Here is an 18,253-nt window from a genome sequence, read left to right as displayed (position 1 = left end):
TCCTTGCCCTTACCGAAATTCATGCTGGCTTGTCGCCCATGCCAAGCGCTTTGGCCGCGCTGTGGACAGACCATCGACGGTCCGTTAGCCAGTCCTGACCGACCGGCGCCGGCTTGCCTTGCGAAGGGTAGTGACATCGCCGGTCCCCAGGGCTGGGCCTTCCAATTCTCCTGATCGTATCCGCGACAACACCCTGCTCGCATTGGTGGCGCAGTCAATTTCCTCAGGTTTCGCCTCGATCTCCGCCAGGAGTGCGACGAGGTGCGCCTTGCTCTGCGCAAGCCGCCCCTCCAGCGCCTCGATGTCCTGCACCTTGCTGCGGAGCGTTTCAATCAACGAGCCATGCTTCCAGTGCGCCAGGTCGGGCGGTAGCAGCTTACGAATCTCATCGAGACTAAAGCCGGCCTGCTGCGCAGTCGCGATCAGGTCGAGCACCAGCACCGCCTGAGGTGGATAGGTCCGGTAGCCGTTCTGCCGACGCTCGACCGTCAACAAGCCGATGCCTTCGTAAAAGCGGATGCGCGACGGGGCAAGGCCAGTGCGCTCCGCCAGTTCCCCGATCCTCATGCTCGCCACACTCCTCAAGCAGCTTGAAGTCACCCTCAAGAATCTCTGACGCTATATGTCAGTTAATACGCGCTACCCAACCTAGCTGCAGGGCCTGCATCAGCACGCCCACAAATGCCCACGGCCAGCCAGTGCCCGAGGCAAGCCGATCAACAGCCGGTAGCCAGCACTTTAAGCTTAAACTCAACTTGAAGGTCAAGCATCCAGATGCGGATTGTTCAGGTTGGACTCATTCCGATCCCCTTGTGGATCCCAACGCGGATTGAAGGTGAAGGGATCGAGACCGAAGTAGACGTTCCGACACATTGGGAGACACGTGCGCCGGCAGTTCCCGGGCCAGCACGTTCCGGGATCAGCTCGCTGCGGGGCGACGGGTCTTACCCCGAACTGGCACGACGGCCCCTTCTTCGCGGAGGCGGTCCAGCACCCACTTCGTCCTGTCAGAGCACGGCATATCCGCAGGCCGGTTTTCGATGTTTCTGATGGCGGCGAGCAAATGGGTCTTGTTTTGTTTGAGGCGCTTCTGCATGTCCTCGATTTCGGCGACTTTCCGCTTGAGGGCATCCAGTAGCTCATCGTGCTGCCAGTTCCCCGAACCGAGCGGTAGCAGATGGCGGATCTGATCGAGCGAGAACCCCGCACTCTGCGCGCTGGCGATGATTTCCAGAATCCATACCGCCTCCGGCGGGTAGTCGCGATAGCCATTCGCCTGGCGCTCGACTGCCAGAATCAATCCGGCTGCCTCGTAAAAGCGAATGCGGGAGGCCGTCAGACCGCTGAGCCTAGCCAGTTCTCCAATTCTCATACGGCACCTAAGAAAGCATTGACATTAAGGTTCACTTTAATCCTACAGTGAATCTTGGCCCGGCAAGGCAGGCCGGCCTGGCCAGCGTGGTGTCCCTGGCCACATTCCCTCCCCTCATCTACCTATCTGGAAAGGAGCAGGACTCGACCTCCGCGCTGCAAGTATCAGCGCGCATCGCCGATTGAAGGCTTACGCACTACACAGGAGAAGCAAAAATGGCATATGTGACAACAAAGGATGGCGTTGAGATCTTCTACAAGGACTGGGGTCCACGTGACGCACAGGTTATCTTCTTTCATCACGGTTGGCCGCTCAGCGCTGACGACTGGGATGCGCAGATGCTTTTTTTTCTGGCGCACGGCTATCGGGTTATTGCCCATGACCGTCGCGGCCATGGACGATCCAGCCAGGTCTGGGACGGCCATGACATGGACCACTATGCCGATGATGTTGCGGCAGTCGTAAACCACCTCGGCGTGCAGAAGGCTGTCCATGTCGGGCATTCCACGGGCGGTGGCGAGGTCATTCATTACGTCGGCCGTCATGGGGAGGACCGCGTCGCCAAGGCGGTACTCATCAGCGCCGTTCCGCCGCTGATGGTGAAGACCGAGAGCAATCCGGGCGGTCTCCCCAAGGATGTCTTCGATGGCCTCCAGGCCCAGCTCGCGGCAAATCGTGCACAGTTTTATTACGACATTCCCGCGGGCCCTTTCTACGGCTACAACCGCCCTGACGCGAAACCGTCGGAAGGCGTCATCTGGAACTGGTGGCGGCAGGGAATGATGGGCAGCGCCAAGGCCCACTATGACGGCATCGTCGCCTTCTCGCAGACCGACTTCACCGAAGACCTGAAGAGCGCAACGATTCCCGTTCTGGTGATGCATGGCGACGACGATCAGATTGTCCCTTATGCGAACTCGGGGCTCTTGTCGGCAAAGCTGCTCAGGAACGGCACCCTGAAGACCTATCCGGGTTTCCCACACGGGATGCCAACTTCGAACGCCGAAACGATTAACGCCGATCTGCTCGCGTTCGTGCGAGGCTAACAGCCACAGGTGCCGGACGAATAGCTTTCTGGCACCTGGCTGTCCCCTCGCGATGCCATTCAGGTCGCTCGACCGCGCTGCAGTGAAGAAGAAGGAAAACGCAGTCCTGCTCGCCACGATTTGTGGCGAGCCTTTTTCATTTAACAGGTACCGTCAGCGCGAAAAAAGCTACGGGCTGCAATAGCCGCCGTTCGGCGTCCACGTCTCGCTGCCACGCACGGCGCCGCTCATACATCACCTCAAAAAGGGTCTTGACATTAAAGTTTACTTCAACCTTAAAGTCGAGCCTCGATCAAACGAGGTGGCCCCATGAACGTGTTCGACAAGTTGATTCTTCGTAACGGTTCAAGTGTTCCGAACCGAATCGCCAAAGCCGCCATGGAAGAGAACATGGCGGACGCTGACCACGCGCCCTCCGAGGAGCTGATGCGCCTGTACAGGGCTTGGGCAGAGGGGGGTGCCGGCCTGCTGATAACGGGCAATGTGATGGTGGACAGCCGTGCCATGACGGGGCCCGGCGGCGTCGTGCTGGAAGACGCCAGGCACCTGGACCGGTTCAAGCGCTGGGCGCAGGTCGGGCGATCCAAGGGAGCGCAGTTCTGGCTGCAGATCAACCATCCCGGCCGCCAGATGCCTGCCAACCTGGGGCAGCCCACTTGGGCCCCCTCTGCTGTGCCAATGAACCTGGGCAACATGTCCAAGCACTTCAACACGCCGCAGGCGATGACGCAGGAGGTCATCGAGGACGTGATCCGGCGTTTTGCCCGCACGGCGCAGCTGGGGGAACAAGCGGGTTTCACTGGCGTCGAGATTCACGCGGCGCACGGCTATCTGCTGAGCCAATTTCTCTCGCCTTTGAGCAACCAGAGAACGGATGCGTGGGGTGGCCCGCTGGAGAACCGCGCTCGCCTGCTCTTTGAGATCGTCAAGGCCGTACGCGCCGTGGTTTCACCCGGCTTCGCGGTTGCTGTCAAGCTGAACTCTGCCGACTTCCAGCGTGGTGGCTTCAGCGTGGATGACGCCCACCAGGTTGTGAAGATGCTCAACGAGTTGGCCGTTGACCTGGTCGAGTTGTCGGGAGGCAGCTACGAGGCCCCGGCCATGCAGGGTGAAGCCCGCGACGGCCGCACGCTCGCCCGCGAGGCCTACTTTGCAGAGTTCGCCCGCGACCTCCGCGCAGTGGCAAAAATGCCAGTCATGGTCACAGGCGGCATTCGCCGTCGGCCGGTGGCCGAGCAAGTGGTCAAGAGCGGCGTGGACATGGTTGGCATCGGTACTGCCCTGGCCATCGACCCCAATCTGCCGCGCGATTGGCGTGCCGGCAAAGACAGTGCGCCTGCGTTGCTCCCGATAAGCTGGAAGAACAAGCCGCTGGCCTCGTTGGCCAACATGGCGGCAGTCAAGTTTCAACTGCGCAAGCTTGGCCGAGGCAAGGCCACTGATCCCAAGGTGTCACCGCTGCGTGCGCTGATCCTGCAGCAGGTGTCCAACGCCTGCCGCGTCCGTCGATACCGGCGCTGGGTGGGGCAGCGCGCCCATGGCTGACAGACCAGACAACTCTGCAAGCTGATCTCGAGACCTTTCGGACCCCATGTCTGGGCCCGCAGGCTATTCCAACTTAAACATCAAAGTATCGTCATATGAAAATCAGAAGTCTTGCGGCTACAGCAGGTGTAATCCTGTGCGTCCTCTTGAATCCTTCATGGGCCGATGGCACATCGAAAACTATGCAAACTGAAAGCACAACCATCAACCTCGCAGGACATGAGGTTCCCGTGGTCAGAGGCGGGCTGTATGACCGCTATCGCTCGAATCCTCCGCTTTCCGTCATTCAGCAGGAAGCTCCAGACGTTGACTTGAGCTGGTTCAAGGAACTCAAGAAGGAGAAGGTAGATATTGGCTTTGAATCCTACTCGCCAAACTTCTACTACAAGAACAGCAGGGTGACGGCAATCTTCACCGCCGACTTGGACAAGCTGCGGGAATTGATGCCTGCTCAAGTCCTGGAGAAGGTTCAACCACTTCAGGTCTGGCCGGGCAGAGGCCTCATCGCACTCACCGCCTACTCATATGGCTATTGCGACAACGACAGCTACAACGAGATTGGCCTTTCCGTCATCACAAATCGGCCGGGTAGCTCCAATCTTGGACCGCTTACCCTGATGAACCAGGCAATGTCGAACGATTTCTGGGGCTACGTACTGAAGCTTCCGGTAAATACCGAACTCGCCAGGGTACGGGGGGTGGTGGGCTACAACCTACCCAAATGGCTGACCGGAATAAACTACCGGGAAACCGATAAATCGGTTGTCGTCGAGATTCTTGACAGCGAAACGGGCAAGGTCGATGTCACCCTTGAAACCAAGAAGCTGGGGGACCTTTCGAGCAAGACCTCAATGGTCACGAACAGCTTTACCAATGTCGATCAGAATGGGCGATTGACTACAGGTTATGCGATTTCTCGTCAGCTTAGTCACACCTCCAGCACAAATGCGGAGTCGGTGAACCTCACGCTTACCGAGGGGAGCTTGTCGACGTACATTAAGGCGCTGAAACTGGGGAAGATGATGAAATACGAGTACGTGCCAGAATTCCAAAGCGCGCTATATTCCCCCAAGTCGCTGTGATCCCTTCTTGTCGTTGAGTCGACGCCGGTAGCCCCAATCGCCCGGGAGGGTTCCCCTCAGTGCGACATGAAGACTGGCAAGCCTGACTGGCGCAGCAGGGCGCGGGTCGTGCCCCCCAGCACAAGCTCCCTCAGCCGGGAGCGCCCATAGCCGCCGGCGACCAGCAGGTCGGCCTGAACCTTGGCCGCAAGTTGTGGCAGCACGTGGTCGGGATCGCCCTCCCCGACCAGCAGACTGGCGCGGATGCCATGGCTGAGCAGCCACGCTGTCAGCCGATCCGCGCTGTCTCGATAGGCCGCTTTCTCACCGGCAGTGCTGTGCTTGCCAGCGCTGACCACCAGGACGGTAACGGCGCTGGCATGCACAAGCCACGGCAGTGCGTCCGCGACCGCGCGCGCGGCCTCCCGGCCGCCGTTCCATGCGATGGCAACATGGCCACCAATTCTCGGGACGGATGCGCCCGGCACCAGCAGGATGGGCCGGCCTGCATTGAGCATCGCATACTCAGCGGCCCCGGCCAGCAAAGCCGGCACATCGGCCTGCGCCGAGGGCGATGCGGGCAGGATGATATCGGCGAAGCGGCCCTCGTCGGCAAGCGCCCAGCCAGACTCGGCGTCGACAACGATGTGCCGGGTGGGAATGGCCGGCGACACTTGCCTGGTCAGCGTTTCGAGTGCGTTCCTGTGAGCCGCAGCCAGTTTGTGCAAATGGCCCGCGGCCAGCACAGCGTATTGCCCCGCTTCTTCGCCCGCCCCACGAAACGGCTCCAGGTGCGTTCCTGTTGCCGTCAGTCCGACCACGCTGCCGCCGGACTTTTCGGCAAGCCGTGCCGCCGTTTCAATGCGCGCGGACCGTGCAGCATCTTCGCTGAGGTCGACAAGGATGGTTCTGAAGTCCATGACGTGATTCCACTCTTTGGTTTAAGTTCGCATCATCGTGAAAACAGCACCGGTGCCGTCATCGAGTCAAGCAGCGTATGCGTGACACCGCCCAGCACCAGTTCCCGCATGCGACCGTGTCCGTAGGCACCCATCACGATCAGGTCGGCATTGAAATCCGCCGCGCGCGAAAGGATGAGTTCGCCGATGGTCAGGTCAGCCCCACCGGGACCGTGTTCGATTTCCACGGCGACGCCGTGGCGCTCCAGCACGCGTGCGGCGTGGCCGACCGGGGTGGCGTCGGCTCTTGCCTCCTTGGCCGCGGTCTGTGCGCAAAGAATGCGCGCCTGTGCGCCGGCTATCAGCGGAACCGCGTCGTGCAGCGCCCGCGCCGCCTCGCGGCTGCCATTCCACGCCACGATAACGCGCGTACCCAGCGTTGGAAACGTGCCCGTGCACGGCACTACGAGCGTCGGTCGGCCGGTCTCCAGCAGCAGCGATTCCAGCAGCTGCCGGGCCACCGGACCTTCGGTATTGCCGGGGTCGTACTGGCCGGCAACGACCAGGCCGGCCTCGCGGGCCTCGCGCAGCACGGATGCCACCGCCCCCAGCTCCGCAGCGCGCCACTCCGCGCGCACTTGCATGGCCTGGGTTGCAGCCAGAAACTGCGCCCGGACGTCTTCCCTGATCTGCTTGCGCCGGGCCAGGTCGTCCGCAACATATTGCTGTGCGCCGTCCATGAGGTAGAACCAGGCAGGATCGGGAATGAAACCGGCGTACATGCCGATCAGCCGGCACTGGCTGGCCGCCGCAAGGCGCCCCGCCACTTCAAGCCGCTGCCGTGCCTGCGGATTGCTGTCCAGATGAACCAGGATGCTGTCGTAAGCCATGATCGCCCTCTCGCTCGACTACAGACCAGTCTAGGCAGCAAGGCCGGCCGGCGCTTGACCCGGATCAACGGGCCTGGCCTGCAGCGACATGGCTCACGTATCGCCCTGATGTGCGGTGGAGGCTACTGCGAGCAAAGGTTGCGGAGCCGTCAAGCCGTCCGGCCATCACTTCTGTTTGCGGTCAATTACTCGCCGCGCCTGCCTCTTCGGGTTGACATATATCAAGCGCGTATCGAGGCCGGCGCCTACGCTGAATGCAGCGAATCGCAACATTGAGCACACCCTTGCCCCTCAGGAGACCCATCATGTACCAGCGCATCCTGCTCGCTGTCGACGGCAGCCGTTCTTCCGACCTGGCACTGAGCCAGGCCATCATCATCGCCAAGGCAACCGGGGCCGAGGTCAAGGCGTTGTTCGTGGTAGACGACAGCGATGTGTTCTTCGAGGCTAGTTACTTCAACCCCAAGGAACTGATCGACAACATCACCGCGCACGGCCGCAAGGCGCTGGATGCCGCCTCGGCCAGGCTCGGCGAAGCAGGCGTGCGCAACTCAGTGAAACTGGATGAAAAGCCGGTGGCGCCCGGCCGGATCTCGCTGACCATTGTCACCGAAGCCGATGCGTGGAATGCCGACCTGATCGTGCTTGGCACCCACGGCCGCCGCGGCGTCCGGCGCCTGCTGATGGGCAGCGTGTCGGAAGGCGTGCTTGCCAAGACCAGCAAGCCCGTGCTCCTGGTCCGCAGCGAAGTCGAAGGTTAGGCGCGCCACGGCGCCACGGGCGGCGTAGGAGTGCCAGGCCATGCCCCACCAAACCATGCGTGCGATGGTCCTTGAGGGCGCGGGCCTGCCGCTGCGCCTTCAAAACTTGCCGGTTCCCGACCCGGGGCCCGGCGAAGTTCGCATTGCCGTGGGGGCTTGCGGGGTGTGCCGGACCGACCTGCATATCGCCGACGGCGACCTGCGCCATCCCAAGCCGGTGCTCATCCCGGGGCATGAAATCGTCGGACAGGTGGATTCGTGCGGCGCCGGTGTCACCGCCTTCAAGCCGGGCGACCGCGTGGGTGTGCCCTGGCTCGGACATACCTGTGGCCGTTGTCGTTACTGCCTGCGTCATCACGAGAATCTTTGCGACGCGCCGCTATTCACTGGCTATACCCGCGATGGCGGCTATGCGGAGTACGTTATTGCCGACAGCGGCTATTGCTTCCCGATTCCGCCTGGCTACGATGACGAACATGCCGCACCACTACTCTGCGCCGGCCTGATCGGCTACCGGACGCTGCGCATGGCGGGCGCGGCCAGCCAGGCACACCGCATCGGCATCTACGGCTTCGGCGCCGCCGCCCACCTGGTGACGCAGATCGCGGTGGCGCAAGGCCGCGAAGTCTACGCCTTCACCCGCGCGGGCGACGCAGGCGCGCAGCAACTCGCATACCAGTCCGGCGCGTGCTGGGCCGGCTCGAGCGACCTCCAGTCGCCCGTGCCGCTGGACGCCGCGCTGATTTTCGCCCCGGTGGGCGCGCTGGTTCCCAAGGCGCTGCGCGCCGTGGACAAAGGTGGCATCGTGGTCTGTGGCGGAATTCATATGAGCGATATCCCAGGCATGCCTTACCAGCTGCTTTGGGAAGAAAGGCGCCTGTGTTCCGTAGCCAACCTCACGCGTGCCGACGGCATCGCGCTGATGGATATCGCCGCCCGGACCCCGCTGCATACGCACACCACCGCGTATCCGTTGGAGCAGGCCAACGAAGCGCTTGCCGACCTGCGCGAGGGCCGGCTTACCGGCGCCGCCGTCCTGAAACTCCGTCAATAGATTCCTGGCAGATAGATCGATGAGCCGATACCAGACACGTTTTCAGGCGCGTGAGCATGCGGGCTCGGAACTGGCCTGGGCGTTGCGCGCGTATCGGGGAACCGGTGCCCTGGTCCTGGCGATTCCGCGCGGCGGCGTGCCGGTCGGGCGCGTTGTGGCCGACGCACTGGGCGCTGACTTCGACCTGGTGATGGCGCGCAGGATCGCTCCTGGCGTAGCACTGGACGACTCTGGCGCGACATGGTGCACGGACGCAATGAACGCAAATGGCGGCGCCAGCAGCCAGCGTGATGCCCAGTTCGACCAGCTTCGCAGGCAGCGCGCCGTGTATACGCCGGTTCGCAAGCTGGCAGATCCGGGCGGTCGCGTGGTGATCGTCGTGGATGACGGCCTGGTGAGCGGCGCAACGATGTATGCGGCCCTCGCAAGCCTGCGCAAGCGGCACCCTGCCCGGCTCATATGCGCGCTCCCGATCGCCACCCCAGCCGGGCTGGACCGGGTCCGCGCGCTGGCCGACGAAGTCATCTGCCTGGATACACCCGACCGTATCGAAAACCTCGCGCACTTCTATCATGAGTTCCAGCTGGTCAGCGACGACCGCGTCCGGCAGTTGACAGGGATACCGCCAGCGCAACCCCAGACCCGCGCCCGGCCAGGTGCGGTGGCGGGCGTGCCGTCGTTGAGCAAGGCGATGCTGATTCCGTATCAGACGACTCGGCTCCGGGCCATGCTCGAATCGGCGCCGAACCCGATCGGCGTCGCGGTGATGGTGCATGCCGGTGGCGCGCAACGCCGCGCAGCCCGCAGCCATTACCTGGCACGCAAGCTACGCGCGAAAGGATTCGCCACCTTGCTCGTAGACTTGCAGCCTGACAGCCGCGTCGACGACGCACCGGAATCGGACGTCGATGAGCTGGTGGCAAGACTGGACCAGACCTTGAGCTTCCTGCGTACTGGGACGCCCTGCGCAAGCTTGCCTGTGGGCCTGCTCAGTACCGGCACCGCAGCGGCGGCAGCCCTGCGCTCGGCCGCGTGCAGCGCGACGCAACTCAGCGCTGTAGCCTGTGTTGCGGGGCGGTTGGATCTCGCGGGAAGCGCAACCCTGCAGCAGCTCGAAATCCCCGCCTTGCTGATATGTGCCAGCGGCAATCCGAAAGACATTCAGATCAATAATCTTGCATTCGAACAAATGCATTGTCCGCGGCAACTGAGGCTCATCCCGACCAGCGGCCGCGGATTTGAAGACCCCAGGGCACTGGAAGACATCGCGGCACTCACGATAGGCTGGTTCGAGCGGCACCTTGCGGCCCCATCTCCTCTCGGCCTGGGTTACGGCGGATGACAATGCCTCTGGGGTTACGCTGGGCTGCGCCTGATGCGTGAGGCTCAGCGTCGCTGATCGTGCGCGAGGATTTCGGCTTCGAAGGTCTTGTTAGCGGCACTTAGCCGGGACTACCACCCTGCGGTGGAGACGTAGCAGCGCTCTGCTCGAGGAATCGACGCCCGCCTCGCAGCTCACGGCCGGCTTGCCGCAGCGGCAGCGATGAGACCACATGGTTTAGCGACTGATAGCTCTGGTGCAGCATCGATTGGATGATTGCCCAGTCCGCGTCCGTCATGTCGCCCGCTTCTGCGCGAGCATCGCGAAGCAGCATCGCTTGCGCGCGCAGCCGCCCGTGTTCGCGCGTGGCATTCGCGGGCACCATGTACAGCGACGCCGCGGCTTCCGCGCAAGCGTTGGTCAACGCATCGGGCCCATAACGCTCATGCTCACGATGCACGATCCACCATTCCAGTTCCAGCCTGGTGGTTCGGGCGATGTCGAAGTTGCGGTCCCCCGTGTTGTGGATCAGGGTGAAATAGGTCTGCAGCGCGGGCAACGCCTTTTCGTAGTCGGTGCGCTGCTTCCCCTCTTTGAAGGTGAAGGCGGCGGAGGCGCCGTAATAGGCGCCGACGTACGACCTCAGCCACGGAAACCGATACTGCGTGCGCAGGGTCTGCGCCAGTTCAAGGAAGAGCGAGACGGGTCGGCGATCGTAGTACGAGTGCCACATCCTCGTTTCCAGCGTGCCGGTCGCGATCGGATCGAAGCGGCCCAGGTCGCGGTGCCATGGCCAGAAAAGATCGGCTGCGGCATAGCCGATCAGTAGCAAAAGCGCGACCAGGATCGTCCGTCTCGAACGTCCTGGCCGGGCAGCAGTCGGATAGCGCCTCAGGCCGCGAAGGGAGGCGTGCCGGGGTGTGTACATGTCGAATCGCGTTGCTACGCAACAAGCGCGTGGTCTATTTCTTGGCTACCCGCCCGAAGACGGCGGCCAGCTCAGCATCTTCCAGGACCGGCATGATCTCGAGCTCCATCAGATCACTCCACTGATAGGCGAACTCGGTGAGCTTGGCCGCATCGTCGGTTTCGAGCAGATCGAAGCCCGACCCGAGATCGGCGCTGGTCCATCTGCCCAGCAACTGGACGCCCTCCGGCGGTAGCCCGCCGGTTCGCAGAAAGCGCTCGATCGCTTCGGCGCGCTGCTCCTTATCCGGAGCCCAATGGAAGGTCATCATGAATTTCATGGCGGCATCTCCTGATGGTGGTGTCTCACCTCCTCCTACTTCTATATACGTTCCGGCGCGCCATGCGGATGCGATCGAGCGCGCGCGTCTGCGCGCGTGGCGAAATGGGGGAGTTTGTGACCTGTCGGGATGCCCGGAACGGACGCCGCCCGACGCCTGTCAACCGACGCGGACGGCTGGCGGCGCTAGCAGGTGAGGTGCAGGATCGCGTTGGCGCCTTTGGGGTTCGACGCGAGCGTCTTGATGGCGTCGGCTGTCGGCTGGATGACCAGCTCGACATGGCGCCGTTTTGCCTCGCGCTTCACCTCGTCCATCACCGGCAACGCGCCGGTTCCGGTGCCGACCACGAGTTTGCTGCAGTTCCAGGGGATGTCTTCCTGGATCGACAGCGGCGTGTGGCCGAAAGCTTCGCGGAATGGCTTGGAGGGGCCCTTCCTGCGTTTGTGGACCTTGCCGTGGTCGATGACTACGTCGTGGTTGTATGTGACGCCGTCGATACTGATAGTGCCGAAGGAGAATGATTCAAACCGCATTTAGAGCTCCTCTGCGATTTGGGTGCGCGTTGCTGTGCGCGGTGGCTGGCCTTTGCGTGCGCCCGCTGTGGTCGGCAGACGGGCTGGCGAGGTGGTGCGGTCATCCGGCGCGTTGCGCGGGGTGCTGCAGGCTGGCCTTCAGTTCCTCGCGTTCGGTGAAGGTCGGGTTGGCCTGCCAGCCGACTAGTTCGTCGTGCCAGCTCTCCCACACGTTCTCGTCGAACTCGAAGTCCTCATCCAGCCGCCCGCCGTCGCGCAAATAAGCGCCGATCACCTGCGTGCCATCCCAGTAGGCAACGGCCACGTCGGAGAAATCGGCAGTGGTTCCGATCGGCATGTCGCGTAGCAACATTGCCAGGTTTGCCTTGAACGCTCGGAATTGTTGGGAGGTCATGGCGGGCTCCGGTGCGGAGGCGGAAGATGATGGAAGGTTGCACCTGATCTTTCGGCGCGTCAATTTGGAGCGTTGACCGGCACACTTAGGGCCGCCGTGAAAGTCGACAAGAGCGTATCCTCATCGCCGCATGGCGGCAGGACTACAACTTCCCTGCTTCGGGCCGCAGCACGACCGGTCCCGCCGATCGTTTGCCTGTCTTCATCGCCTGCATCAATGTTCACGTCATGTCGACCCGCGTTCGACGATGCGAAACCCCACGTCGATCACAGGCTGGGCTGCTGCCTGGCCATGGCAGCGGTCCACCAGCAGGCGAGCTGCCAGTGTGCCTATGGCGGCCCCGTCAACATGCACGGTCGTCAGAGACGGATTCAGGTGTGCGGCGAAATCGGCATCGCCGAAGCCACAGACCGCCAGGTCCTCGGGGATGCGCAGCCCGCGCGCGAGCGCTTCGACCATGACACCTTGCGCGAGCTGATCGGAGCTGCAATAGATGGCTCTGATCTTCGGATCCTTCTCCAGGAGATCGGCGAGGGCCTGGCGACCCAGGGCCAGACTGCTCGGCGCCGGCACAATGACCGTGGGGACGTCGTGCCCAATCGTCGAGACAAAGCCCTCGCGCCGCACCGATGCGCGGTGATCGTCACCGGTTGCAATGCCCAGCCGGCGCCAACCCTTGCCGAGGAAGTAGCCTGCAATGGCACTGCCCACCTTGATATGCGAGAAGCCCACGGCCATATCGACCGGACGGTCGCTGAGATCCCAAGTCTCGACGACCGGGATGCCGGCACGGCGCAGACGCTCGCGGGCCGCCTGCGAGTGAACCAGCCCGGTGACGACGATCCCGTCTGGACGGCGGCTGATCATGGTGCCGAGCAGGGCTTCCTCGCGCGCATGGTCATAACCGGTCTGCCCCAGGATCAACTGGTAGCCCGCAGCGTCGAGCGCATCGGTCAACGCTTTGACGGTTGGCAGGAACTGCGCCACCGCGATGTTCGGCACGAGCGCGGCCACCATCAGGCTACGTTTCGACTTCAGCCCACCCGCCAGCAGGTTGGGGATGTAGCCCGTCACTTCCACGGCCCGAAGCACCCGCGCGATGGTCTTTTCCGACACCATGCCGGGGTTGCTGAGCGCGCGCGAGGCGGTGATCAATGAGACGCCGGCCTCCCGCGCCACGTCGTGCAGCGTGACGGATTTCGGTCCATCAGTATTCGACATTCGGTTCCTGACTCAGGGTAAATCGCTACCGGCCTTTTGCATGACGCCGGTTGACGCGCCAAAATGACAACGTTAGCATTTCCTCCACCCCGTCGGTCACCGGATTGTCCGGTGGATTTGCGGGGCCGCACCTAGCATTTCACGGCGACCGGCACACTGATTATATCAATCTCGTTCGCCCAGAAATGATAACGTTATCATATCATCCTCGCGCGACGTGACGGCTCGATACCATTGCCAGGTCCCTTCTTCTCATTGCAGGCATCCCATGACGACCCCTACCACTGCTTCTTCCGACACCATTGCCTCGATCCGGCTCTCGTCGTGCTATCTCCCGCTGGCCACGCCGATCAGCGACGCCAAGGTTCTGACCGGCCGCCAGAAGCCGATGACCGAGGTGGCCATCCTCTTTTCCGAGATCCGGACCGCCCAGGGCCATGAAGGTATCGGCTTCAGCTACGCCAAGCGCGCCGGCGGGCCCGGGCAGTTTGCCCACGCCAGCGAAATCGCCCCGGCATTGATCGGCGAAGACCCCAATGACATCGCGAAACTGTGGGACAAGCTCTGCTGGGCCGGTGCGTCGGTCGGGCGCAGCGGGCTGTCGACGCAGGCCATCGGGGCATTCGATGTCGCGCTCTGGGACCTGAAGGCGAAGCGGGCAGACCTGTCGCTGGCAAAGCTGCTGGGTGCCCATCGGGATGCCGTACGCTGCTACAACACCTCCGGTGGCTTCCTGCACACGCCGCTGGACCAGTTGCTGGTCAACGCGGCGGCTTCGGTAGAGCGTGGCATCGGCGGGATCAAGCTCAAGGTTGGGCAGCCTGACGGCGCGCTCGACATCCGGCGCGTGGCGGCCGTGCGCGAGCAACTCGGCGACGCGGTGCCGCTGATGGTCGACGCAAACCAGCAGTGGGACCGCCCCACGGCGCAACGCATGTGCCGCACCTTCGAGTCCTTCAACCTCGTCTGGATCGAGGAGCCGCTGGATGCCTATGACCACGAGGGCCACGCCGCGCTGGCGACGCAGTTCGACACGCCGATCGCGACCGGCGAAATGCTGACGAGCGCGGCCGAACACTGCGAGCTGATCCGCCATCGCGCGGCGGACTACCTGATGCCGGACGCGCCGCGGGTGGGCGGCATCACGCCGTTCCTCAAGGTCGCCGCGCTGGCCGAGCATGCGGGCCTGATGATTGCGCCGCACTTTGCCATGGAACTGCACGTGCACCTTGCCGCGGCCTACCCTCGCGAGCCCTGGGTCGAGCACTTCGACTGGCTCGAGCCCCTGTTCAACGAGCGACTGGAGATTCGCGACGGACGGATCATCGTGCCGACGAGGCCGGGCCTCGGGGTCACCATCAGCGAACAAGCCCGCGCCTGGACCGGCCACCAGGCCGAATTCGGCCAGCGCAACTGACGTATCCCGCCTTACCGCACCCAGAGGAGACAGAATATGAGAAAACTAATTGCGTCCATGCTGTTGACGGTTGCCATGACGGGGGTCCAGGCGGCGTGGCCGGAGAAGCCCGTCACGGTGCTGGTCCCTTTCCCTGCCGGAGGCTCGACAGACAACGTCGCGCGTATCCTGAGCGCGAAGTTCCAGGCCGAATTCGGCGGCAGCTTCGTGGTCGACAACCGGCCGGGCGCCGCCGGAATGATCGGCGCCGCCATCGTCAAGCGCGCGCCGGCCGATGGCTACACGGTCTTCGTGTCGTCGCTTGGCCCGTTCGTCATCGGCCCGCATCTGTCGAAGAATGCTGGCTACGATCCGCTCAAGGACTTCGAGTACATCAGCGTCGCTGTGCAGGCGCCGAACGTCCTGGCAGTCCCCGCCAATTCCCCCTTCAAGACCGTACAGGACGTCATCGCCTATGAAAAGGCGAATCCCGGCAAGATGACATTCGCGTCGGCCGGCAATGGCACGAGCGACCATCTCACCGCCGAACTGTTCTGGCAGCAGACCGGCACGTCCGGCATCCACGTTCCCTACAAAGGCGGTGCGCCGGCGATGAACGACCTGCTTGGCGGACAGGTCGATGCCACCTTCATGAACATCAATACCGCTGTACCCCATATCAAGGCGGGCAAGCTGCGCGCGCTGGGCATCACCAGCACGAAGCGATCACCTATCCTGCCCAACGTGCCGACCATGGAGGAGTCCGGCGTGAAGGGAGTGACGGTCTACTCCTGGCAAGCAGTGGCCGCGCCCAAGGGCCTTCCGGCCGACATCAAGTCAAAGCTGCACGCCGCCACCGTTGCCGCGCTCAACGATCCGGCAGTCAAGTCGAAATTGCTCGACGTCGGCTTCGAGATCGTCGCCAATACGCCAGAACAATTCGCCGCGTTTCAGGCGTCGGAGTTTTCGCGTTGGAAGAAGGTAATCGAGCTGGGAAAAATCACGGGGGATTGACTCCCAGCCTGGAATGAATCAGTTCCACGGGCGGGCACAATGGACATGACACCCCTAGCCCTTTGGTTGGAAACCGGACTGGACTATGCTGGTGCGCGATGACTGCCAGGGCAGCACCTGGGTGAGCTTCCACACCGCCGCGGAACTGGAAAGCGCTCACCCATTGCCGGCCGGCAGCACCGCGCCGCTGGCTGTGGCACAGCGGCTGATTCTTGACACGGTAGGCGCGCAAGGCGCCCCGGGGTGATTTATCCGGCCAGGCCCTTGTTCGGATTGATCAGGTACTTCTCCCCCGTCGCGCGCTTGTTGTAGACGGCGATCACGTCCAGGTCCAGCACCTCGGCCAGCGAGATCTCTTTCGAGTAGTGGCTGGCAAAGGTGGTCTTCAGCTCCGCCACCACGCGTTGCTTCAGCGCGTTGGCCCGCTCGCGCCCGATCTTCTGCAGGAACGGGAACAGCAGCCAGCCGCCCATGCCCCACGCCATGCCGAAGTTGCGGTTGAACTCGGTCGGGCTTGTGTCCAGGCCGCCGTAGAGGTAGACCTGCTTGTGGGTGGTCGAGCCATAGCGGCTGTATTCGCGGGCCGTCTTGTTCAACGCCGCTTCCATGCAGGTGAGGATCTGGCCGCCGAGCTTGCCGCCGCCCGTGGCGTCGAACGCGATCGTTGCGCCAGTGGCGACGAGTGCCTCGGTGAGGTCCTGCATGAACGTGGGCGACGCGGCGTTGCAGACGTGGACCGCACCTTGTGCCTTGAGCAGGTCCGCCTGCTCTTGCTTGCGCACGATGTTCACCAGCTTGATGCCATCCTTGAGACAGATCTGATTGAGCATCTGGCCCAGGTTGGAGGCCGCGGCGGTGTGCACCAGGGCGCTATGTCCTTCGAGCCGCATTGTCTCGACCATGCCCAGTGCGGTGAGCGGGTTGACGAATGACGACGCGCCGTCAGCAGGCGTGGCGCCTTCGGGCAGGACCAGGCACTGGTCCGCGGGAATGCAGCGGTACTGCGAGTACATTGCGCCGCCGATGGCAGCCACGGTCTTGCCTATCAAGGCTTGCGCCGCAGGGGACGAACCTGCATCGACGACCACGCCCGCGCCCTCGTTGCCAACCGGCATGGACGCATCCAGGCGGCCCGCCATGCTGCGCATCGCGCCTTCCGGAACGCGCGCGGTGACTACGGGGCGCTCGGCCGTTCCGCTGGCCTTGGCCGTGCTCATGTCGGCCGCACCGAACAGCAGGCCGAGATCGGACGGGTTGAGGGGAGAAGCTTCAATGCGGATGAGCACTTCATCCGGGCCAGGGCGCGGCGTGTCGATGCTGTCTAGCGACAGCTCGAGTTCACCGCTGCTCTTGATTTGCGAACGAAGTTGAAGTGCGGTGTGCATTCGATGTTTCCTTGGTCTGTCGGTTTGCGGTGAGCGGGGCAGCAGCGTGGGGCTGTTTTCGCCAGCAGTCAGCAATGTAGCAAGTTCCTGCGAATCCCGTACTGGGCCGGAAATTCAGGTCATGCGCCGGCCGACTGGCCATCATGCATCGCACTGATAGCGGTGGATATGTCGGCGGCGGAATTGCAGGCCTGATCTGGCCACTACACGGGCCCCACACAATTTGGGCTTCCAATATTCGGTAATTTCGAACCGATCCGGCAAGGAGAGATCGGAAACGGCCGTCGACCGGTCCGTCGCCGGTAAGCGAGCAAGACTGAAATCTCGCCAGGCCTGGAGATAGATGGGAATCGCTGGCTGGTGGGGATTGTCAAGCAATGCGCGCCATCGAAAAGACGCTCTGTTGCCAGCAGAGCGTATCGCGTTCGTCAGAGTCAAGATGCCGCCGACTGCAAAAGTTCCTCGACGCCAGGCTGCTCTTTCGTCCGGCTTTGACTAGTTTTATTGACGTAGCCCTCCGAAGCGCACTCGCTTGGCACAACGCCTTGGTTGCGAAGGTGGGCCGCGACCATCTCGCACCACTTGAGCAACTGGTGCTTGTCAAGATCCGCGACGACGTCTTCACCGAAAAGATTCGAAAGCTCAAGCGCGACTCCTGAAAAAGCGGCGCCGTCATCCCGAATGGTCAATACCCCGTCGCCATCTTGGTCGCACATCTCAATCCTTGTGGCAGACATATCCATTACCTCCTGAAGCTTCGTAACCGTCACTTGACTCGTAACCGTCATCTCAGGCGCCCCCTGCCTTGTCGGTCGCTTGGCCAGCGTATCTATGCTAGAAGATTGCCTTCCCTGCCACCAAGGGGAGTAACGGGCCCGGGGCCGCACCGTCCTTGACGGCCGGCCCGATTCACCTTCGGTGTAGCAGGGAGCTAAGAAGCGGTGCACACGGACGCCGCCGCGCTGGCGAGCTTTTATCTTGCCATCCTTCAGGGCATGTCCACTCAGGCACGCGACGGAGCCAGCCGCAATGCGGGTTTAGGGCTACGCTGAACAAGCCGAGTGAATTGAGGCGTTCAGGCTGATAAGAAAGTCTCGTCCAGGAAAAATGGCTC

20 protein-coding genes are annotated in these 18,253 nt (G+C 62.8%); 9 read left to right on the top strand and 11 right to left on the bottom strand.

Translation table 11 applies throughout. From position 1 onward, the window contains the following. Nucleotides 1-84 precede the first annotated feature (84 nt). A complete protein-coding gene (locus AC07UK_RS13695; protein ID WP_494685799.1) occupies nt 85-567 on the bottom strand; it encodes a MerR family transcriptional regulator in 483 nt (160 codons plus the stop codon). A gap of 352 nt (nt 568-919) precedes the next feature. Further along, nucleotides 920-1,372 carry a MerR family transcriptional regulator gene (locus AC07UK_RS13690; RefSeq protein WP_114130898.1) on the bottom strand — a complete coding sequence of 151 codons (453 nt, stop codon included), beginning with the start codon at nt 1,370-1,372 and terminating at the stop codon, nt 920-922. Between the two features lie 215 nt (nt 1,373-1,587). On the opposite strand from AC07UK_RS13690, the gene AC07UK_RS13685 reads away from it, so the two are divergent. The 3 genes from AC07UK_RS13685 (at nt 1,588) to AC07UK_RS13675 (ending at nt 5,045) form a co-directional block, all read left to right on the top strand. Then, nucleotides 1,588-2,418: an alpha/beta fold hydrolase gene (locus AC07UK_RS13685; RefSeq protein ID WP_494685800.1), complete on the top strand. Its 831-nt coding sequence runs from the start codon at nt 1,588-1,590 to the stop codon at nt 2,416-2,418. Between the two features lie 309 nt (nt 2,419-2,727). Beyond that, nucleotides 2,728-3,963, top strand: a complete 1,236-nt coding sequence (locus tag AC07UK_RS13680) for an NADH:flavin oxidoreductase/NADH oxidase family protein (protein WP_494685801.1) — start codon at nt 2,728-2,730, stop codon at nt 3,961-3,963. Between the two features lie 95 nt (nt 3,964-4,058). After that, nucleotides 4,059-5,045 carry an acetoacetate decarboxylase (ADC) gene (locus AC07UK_RS13675; RefSeq protein ID WP_436223354.1) on the top strand — a complete coding sequence of 329 codons (987 nt, stop codon included), beginning with the start codon at nt 4,059-4,061 and terminating at the stop codon, nt 5,043-5,045. 56 nt (nt 5,046-5,101) lie between these two features. Here the strand turns inward: AC07UK_RS13675 and AC07UK_RS13670 are convergent, their stop codons facing one another. Continuing rightward, complete coding sequence (locus AC07UK_RS13670; RefSeq protein ID WP_494685802.1) at nt 5,102-5,944, bottom strand: universal stress protein; 843 nt, start codon at nt 5,942-5,944, stop codon at nt 5,102-5,104. Between the two features lie 32 nt (nt 5,945-5,976). Further along, nucleotides 5,977-6,813 carry a universal stress protein gene (locus tag AC07UK_RS13665; protein WP_494685803.1) on the bottom strand — a complete coding sequence of 279 codons (837 nt, stop codon included), beginning with the start codon at nt 6,811-6,813 and terminating at the stop codon, nt 5,977-5,979. 305 nt (nt 6,814-7,118) lie between these two features. Between AC07UK_RS13665 and AC07UK_RS13660 the strand changes: the two genes are divergently transcribed. From AC07UK_RS13660 to AC07UK_RS13650, 3 genes are read left to right on the top strand one after another with little or no spacing between them, the layout of a single operon-like run. Further along, nucleotides 7,119-7,574, top strand: coding sequence for a universal stress protein (locus tag AC07UK_RS13660; protein ID WP_436223351.1), 456 nt, complete (start codon nt 7,119-7,121; stop codon nt 7,572-7,574). A 40-nt stretch (nt 7,575-7,614) separates the two neighbouring features. Continuing rightward, nucleotides 7,615-8,628: a zinc-dependent alcohol dehydrogenase family protein gene (locus AC07UK_RS13655; protein ID WP_494685804.1), complete on the top strand. Its 1,014-nt coding sequence runs from the start codon at nt 7,615-7,617 to the stop codon at nt 8,626-8,628. 19 nt (nt 8,629-8,647) lie between these two features. Next, the gene (locus AC07UK_RS13650; RefSeq protein WP_494685805.1) at nt 8,648-9,970 is read left to right on the top strand and encodes a phosphoribosyltransferase family protein; all 1,323 of its coding nucleotides are present in this window, start codon (nt 8,648-8,650) and stop codon (nt 9,968-9,970) included. Between the two features lie 100 nt (nt 9,971-10,070). Here AC07UK_RS13650 and AC07UK_RS13645 read toward each other — a convergent pair whose 3' ends face one another. From AC07UK_RS13645 to AC07UK_RS13625, 5 genes are all read right to left on the bottom strand, one after another. Next, complete coding sequence (locus AC07UK_RS13645; protein WP_494685806.1) at nt 10,071-10,877, bottom strand: hypothetical protein; 807 nt, start codon at nt 10,875-10,877, stop codon at nt 10,071-10,073. A gap of 34 nt (nt 10,878-10,911) precedes the next feature. Beyond that, nucleotides 10,912-11,196 (bottom strand): DUF3303 domain-containing protein, encoded by a 285-nt coding sequence (locus AC07UK_RS13640; protein ID WP_114130888.1) that lies wholly within the window; start codon nt 11,194-11,196, stop codon nt 10,912-10,914. Nucleotides 11,197-11,381: 185 nt separating this feature from the next. Further along, nucleotides 11,382-11,729 carry an MTH938/NDUFAF3 family protein gene (locus AC07UK_RS13635; RefSeq protein ID WP_153954001.1) on the bottom strand — a complete coding sequence of 116 codons (348 nt, stop codon included), beginning with the start codon at nt 11,727-11,729 and terminating at the stop codon, nt 11,382-11,384. Nucleotides 11,730-11,829: 100 nt separating this feature from the next. Continuing rightward, nucleotides 11,830-12,123, bottom strand: a complete 294-nt coding sequence (locus tag AC07UK_RS13630) for a hypothetical protein (RefSeq protein WP_494685807.1) — start codon at nt 12,121-12,123, stop codon at nt 11,830-11,832. Between the two features lie 225 nt (nt 12,124-12,348). Next, nucleotides 12,349-13,344, bottom strand: coding sequence for a LacI family DNA-binding transcriptional regulator (locus tag AC07UK_RS13625; protein ID WP_436223345.1), 996 nt, complete (start codon nt 13,342-13,344; stop codon nt 12,349-12,351). A gap of 268 nt (nt 13,345-13,612) precedes the next feature. Between AC07UK_RS13625 and AC07UK_RS13620 the strand changes: the two genes are divergently transcribed. From AC07UK_RS13620 to AC07UK_RS13610, 3 genes are all read left to right on the top strand, one after another. Beyond that, nucleotides 13,613-14,761: an L-talarate/galactarate dehydratase gene (locus AC07UK_RS13620; protein WP_494685808.1), complete on the top strand. Its 1,149-nt coding sequence runs from the start codon at nt 13,613-13,615 to the stop codon at nt 14,759-14,761. A 36-nt stretch (nt 14,762-14,797) separates the two neighbouring features. Continuing rightward, nucleotides 14,798-15,754, top strand: coding sequence for a Bug family tripartite tricarboxylate transporter substrate binding protein (locus AC07UK_RS13615; RefSeq protein WP_494685809.1), 957 nt, complete (start codon nt 14,798-14,800; stop codon nt 15,752-15,754). Between the two features lie 85 nt (nt 15,755-15,839). Beyond that, nucleotides 15,840-16,001 (top strand): hypothetical protein, encoded by a 162-nt coding sequence (locus AC07UK_RS13610; protein WP_494685810.1) that lies wholly within the window; start codon nt 15,840-15,842, stop codon nt 15,999-16,001. A 1-nt stretch (nt 16,002) separates the two neighbouring features. Here AC07UK_RS13610 and AC07UK_RS13605 read toward each other — a convergent pair whose 3' ends face one another. Both AC07UK_RS13605 and AC07UK_RS13600 read right to left on the bottom strand, forming a co-directional pair. Further along, entirely contained in the window at nt 16,003-17,139 is a 1,137-nt protein-coding gene (locus AC07UK_RS13605) for a zinc-binding dehydrogenase (RefSeq protein ID WP_494685811.1), read from the bottom strand. Nucleotides 17,140-17,573: 434 nt separating this feature from the next. Then, complete coding sequence (locus AC07UK_RS13600) at nt 17,574-17,876, bottom strand: hypothetical protein (RefSeq protein WP_494685812.1); 303 nt, start codon at nt 17,874-17,876, stop codon at nt 17,574-17,576. Nucleotides 17,877-18,253 lie beyond the last annotated feature (377 nt).

The sequence above is a fragment of the Cupriavidus sp. GW821-FHT07C08 genome (assembly GCF_059419025.1).
This window is presented reverse-complemented; position numbering and strand designations above follow the sequence as displayed.